The following is a 4,678-nucleotide window of genomic DNA, read 5'->3' on the forward strand; positions in this document are numbered from 1 at the left end:
ATCCGATGCAGCCCCCGAGCATCCACCTCCCCGCTCGCCATCTTCATCAACATCAACGCCGACAGCTGCGCCCGCTCCGCAAAGCTTTCCGGCCAGGCAAACTCGTCCTCGCTGTGAATATCCCCGCCCCGCACCCCCAGCGTGTCCACATTTGGCAGCCCCACGGCAAACAGGTTGTTCCCCTCACAAACCCCGCCCGAAGCCTTCCACGCAATCTCCTGACCCAGCGCCGCCCCCACATCCCGCACCGCCGAAAACAGCCCGGCCTGTGCCGCGTTGAACGGCTTGGCCGCCCGCGTCACCCCGCCGAACACCTTCACCCCCAACCCATCCCCGCGCCCACATCCACAGGCCGCCTCGACCTCCCCCTCCAGCCACCGCCGCCCCTCGTCATCCGGGAACCGCACGTTGAACCGCACCACCGCCAGGTCCGGCACCACGTTCAGCGCCGATCCCCCGTCGATCCGCGCCACGTTCACCGTCACCCCCTCGCGCCGCCCGTTCAGCCCGTCCAGCGCCCCGGCGATCCGCACCGCCGCGGTCACCGCATTGCGCCCCTCGTCGAACGCCCGGCCCGCATGGGCCGACCGGCCCGTCACCTTCACATGGAAATTGCCGCTGCCCTTGCGCGCCCCGGCCAGGGTCCCGTCGGCCAGCGCCGGCTCATAGGTCATCCCCACATGGCCCAGCCGACCGATCCGCGCCAACATCGGCCCGCTGCCCAGCGACCCGATCTCCTCGTCGGGGCTCAGCAGCACCCGCCACCCCACGGCCTCACAGCCGCCGAACCGCTCAAACCCCTCCAGCGCCCCCAGCATCACCGAGATCCCGCCCTTCATGTCGGCGATCCCTGGCCCGTTCAGCGCCCCATCCCCGCGCGCCACCACCGCCTGGAACGGACTGCCCGCCGGAAACACCGTGTCATAGTGCCCGGTCAGCACCACCTGCACCGGCGCCTCCGGCCGACAGGTCAGCAACAGGGCCGGCGGCGGCTCATGCGTCGTCTCCCGCCCATCGGCCCCGATCTCCACCATCGGCGCCATCGCCTCATGGCTGACCACAGCCTGCGGGAACGCCGCCCCCCAGGCCTCCGTCAGCATCCCCAGCGTGGCCCGCAGCCCCCCCAGATTCCGGCTCCCGCTATTGGTCCCGCACCACCCCACGGCCCGCGCAACCAGAGCCTCCCCGCCCGAGGCGATGGACTCCAGAACCAACCGCTCCTGCGGCGTCACCAGCATTGCTTGCCTCATCGGACCAGACGACTACGCCATTGCCCCACGGACCAGGTCGACGTGGGAGGAACTGCGAAAGCGACGCCCGGAATGGCGCAAGACGGGAGTCGCGGGATGAGGAGCAGTGTTAGCCGAGGGATGACGTGGGGTGAAGTCCTCCCGGAGTTTGAATGGTGCCGCAGACAAGACAGTTAAGGCTTCCGGCGCGGTCGGCCGAGTTGTTCTACTATGGGCTGCGCATCTAACCCATGCGCCTCAGGGGGGACTGCCGTGCGACACGAGAAGCTTGAACTCGATATAGACGACCTGTTGTTGGACTTGGAAAACCCTCGGACGGGGCAAGTTGACAGTCAGGCCAACGCACTAAGGGCCGTCATATCGCTGAGCGGGCGCAACTTTCGTAACATGATGAGGAGCATCAAGGATCACGGTCTTGATCCAGGCGATGCCTTCTACCTCATCCAAGACGAGGACAGCGACGGCGGCTTCACAGTCGTTGACGGAAACCGGCGCTTGGCTGCTCTGAAGGTCCTCAAGAACCCGCTGCTTCTGAAAGGCACGTCCCTATCCGACACAATCATCCGTCCTCTCGCTAAAGAGGCCGAGAACTTCACCTTTGCACCAGATTTCACGGTGGACTGTGTACTGTTCGAAGGACGCCCTGAGGCCCGCGATTGGATCGAACGGCGCCACGGTCGAGGTATGGATGGAGAGGGCCGCATTCATTGGGGGGCGCTAGAAATACAGCGCTTTCAGAACGATCGAACTGTTATCGACGTTCTTCAATTCGTCGAGAAAAACTCCACGTTTTCCGAGGCTGAATGGTATCGGATAAGAACTGCGGTGGAAAAAAACACCAGCAGCCTGAAGCGCTTCCTCGACTCCAAGGCTGGTCGGCAATTTCTTGGCTTTTCGGTAGCAGATAAAACGCAAGGCCCCACGTTCTCTACTGACCCGTTGTTTGAAATTGAGTCATTGAGTCAGATCTTTTCCGATATCGCTGACGGCGAGATAAACACTCGGAATTACAATAAAGCATCTGATATAGAAGAATATTTTGAAAATTTGAAATCGTCCATTAAGACAAAACCCGACAAAGGGAGCAAATTGCATCCCTTCTCCACAACGTTGGTGAAGGACTCTAAAGATCGGCCGAGGCAGAAGGCAAAGGCATCCAGCAATCCGGCGCCAAAGACCAAAAAGGTTGCCCCGCTCCGGTCCACGCTCGCTCCCAGTCGCCACGCCTTTGCCATCCCAGACGGCGAGAAGGGAAAGCAACTACTTCGGGAATCATCAAAGCTCCGACTGAAAGACACGCCGCTTAGCTGCGCATTTTGCTTCAGGGCGATGATAGAATATTCCGTCGATACATATATGCGAAGGAACAACATTTCGCCTATTCAATCGGGTAAGGAGTTAACCCTCCAAGCACGATTGGAAGCAATTATACCCGACATCTACAGCAAGGGCTTAGCGCAAAAGGGGGACCTCACCCCGATTAAGGCCACCCTTACGGCAAAAGTTGGAGCGATGTCGGTCGGAGCCTTGAACGGGTACGTGCATAGCAAATGGCAGATGCCGACCAGTGACGACCTCCGCGTCGCCTGGGACCACGCAGTTCCGCTCTTCGCGGCAATCTTCGGGCCCGCCAAATGACGGGCTCAGACATAAGGACAACCACGCCTTCCGGACACTACTCGCCCCTCCGGTATCCGGGCGGCAAGGGAAAACTCGCGAAGTTCATCGCAGAGATCATAAGGCAGAACGGCCTTTCCGATGGGACCTATGTCGAACCCTACGCCGGCGGCGCCGCAGTGGCTTGGGAGCTTCTTTTAACGGGCATCGTTAGGCGCGTTGCGATCAACGACCTGAACCGACCGGTATTCGAGTTCTGGCAGTCTGTCCTCCACAGGACAGACGACTTGGTCAAATTGATCGAAAACACTCCAGTCAACATGGAGACAAGGGCAGAGGCCAAGAGATGGCTAATGACGCCCAATGCTAACGGGCTAACGCTGGGCTTTGCCACATTTTTTCTAAACCGTACCAATCGCTCGGGAATTCTGAACGGCGGCGCAATTGGCGGAAAGGATCAATCCGGCCCATGGAAGCTGGACGCTCGCTACAACAAGCAAGACCTCGTCGAAAGAATACGGCGAATTGCCCGGGCGCGTAACCGTATCGATCTATCTAATCTGGATGCTGTAGAATTTCTCGATCAGAAAGCAAAATCGTGGCCTAGGAAGACCCTGATCTACCTTGATCCCCCATACTATGAAAAGGGCCGAGATTTATACTACAATTTCTACAAGCACGACGACCATGCAAACGTGGCATTTGCGACGCACAGATTGAAGGACGTTAGCTGGGTTGTTTCCTACGACGATGCAGGCCCAATTCACGACCTCTATCGCGATGAAAGCGCTCTGCGATACACTATCGGCTACAGTGCTCGCGAGAAGGTGCGTGGCGTTGAGGCGATGTTCTTTAGTCCTAACCTTAAGATCCCAGATGTTCAAGGATCAATGATTGAACTGGGGCGTGGGCTTTCAACACCAGTGCTCTCAAGCTAGCCCCCTACCCCCGCACCATCACCCGCACCACACTCCCCAACGCCCCACACGCCGCCGCCAGCTCCCGCTGTCGCGCCCGCAGTTCCGCCGCCATCTCCTCCTGCGCCTGGGAGACCCAGGCCCCCACCTCCCCCTCGGCGCAGCCCTCGCGGCCGGCCTGCGCTAGCTGTTCGATCCTGCGGGGGTCGTCGGCGGCCTGGAACAGCTGGATCTCCGCCACGGCGGCGGTGCGGACCAGGCGGCGGGTGTCGGGATCGAGGTCGTTGAGGGTCTGCATGGCGGGCTCCATGGACGCATGTTCTTATTTTGTTCTTGATGGAGTCAATGGGATAATCGCCGGCCGCTTCGATTAGCGGACCAGCCGGAGAGCCCCATGCCCGCCAACGTCCCGCCCGCCGCCAACCCAGCGGACAAGCCCCTGACCGCCCGCCAGCAGCGGTTCGTCGACCTGCTGCTGCATGAGGACAACGCCGCCGAGGCCGCCCGCCGGGCCGGCTATCGCCCCGTCGCCGCCAAGCACACCGCCCGCAAGCTGCTGGCCCGGCCCCAGGTGCAGGCGGCGCTGCAGGCCGGGCGGGCGGCGCGGGCGGCGCGGGCGGCGCCGGTGTCCAAGGAGTCGGTGCTGGAGGAGTTGAAGGCCATCGCCTTCTCCAACCTGCTGGACTACGTGGCCGTGGCCCAGGGCGGCGGGCGGCTGGAGCTCGACCTGTCGAAGCTGACCCGCGCCCAGGCGGCGGGTTTCCGCGAACTGACCATCGACGAGACCTGGAACCGCAAGACCGGCGCCCACCGCCGCCACATCCGCGTGCGCATGGGGGCGAAGGTGTTCGCGCTCAGCCGGCTGCTGGGGGCGCTGGAGCGGGGGGAGCGGGG

Annotated in this window: 5 protein-coding genes; 3 read left to right on the plus strand and 2 right to left on the minus strand. The window is 61.9% G+C overall.

Going from position 1 to position 4,678, the window contains the following annotated elements:
* Positions 1–1,238, minus strand: a 1,238-nt coding sequence (locus GVN21_RS20115) for a hydrolase (protein ID WP_166576522.1), incomplete at its 3' end; no start/stop codon positions are given.
* Positions 1,239–1,502: 264 nt separating this feature from the next.
* Between GVN21_RS20115 and GVN21_RS20120 the strand changes: the two genes are divergently transcribed.
* Positions 1,503–2,888 carry a hypothetical protein gene (locus GVN21_RS20120; RefSeq protein WP_166576523.1) on the plus strand — a complete coding sequence of 462 codons (1,386 nt, stop codon included), beginning with the start codon at positions 1,503–1,505 and terminating at the stop codon, positions 2,886–2,888.
* Entirely contained in the window at positions 2,885–3,805 is a 921-nt protein-coding gene (locus GVN21_RS20125) for a DNA adenine methylase (protein WP_166576524.1), read from the plus strand. Before GVN21_RS20120 ends, GVN21_RS20125 begins: the two co-directional genes overlap by 4 nt.
* 4 nt (positions 3,806–3,809) lie before the next feature.
* Here GVN21_RS20125 and GVN21_RS20130 read toward each other — a convergent pair whose 3' ends face one another.
* Positions 3,810–4,082, minus strand: coding sequence for a hypothetical protein (locus GVN21_RS20130; protein WP_166576525.1), 273 nt, complete (start codon positions 4,080–4,082; stop codon positions 3,810–3,812).
* Between the two features lie 96 nt (positions 4,083–4,178).
* Here GVN21_RS20130 and GVN21_RS20135 point away from each other — a divergent pair.
* The coding region (locus tag GVN21_RS20135) for a terminase small subunit (RefSeq protein ID WP_166576526.1) at positions 4,179–4,678 on the plus strand (500 nt) is incomplete at its 3' end.

It is taken from the genome of Caulobacter sp. SLTY, assembly GCF_009905535.1.
In the GTDB taxonomy this organism is placed as follows: Bacteria; Pseudomonadota; Alphaproteobacteria; order Caulobacterales; family Caulobacteraceae; genus Caulobacter.

Excerpts from the sequence above, each read along its gene's own strand:
- GVN21_RS20125 (WP_166576524.1), top strand. The coding sequence starts at position 2,885 with ATGACGGGCTCAGACATAAGGACAACCACGCCTTCCGGACACTACTCG.
- GVN21_RS20130 (WP_166576525.1), bottom strand. The coding sequence starts at position 4,082 with ATGCAGACCCTCAACGACCTCGATCCCGACACCCGCCGCCTGGTCCGC.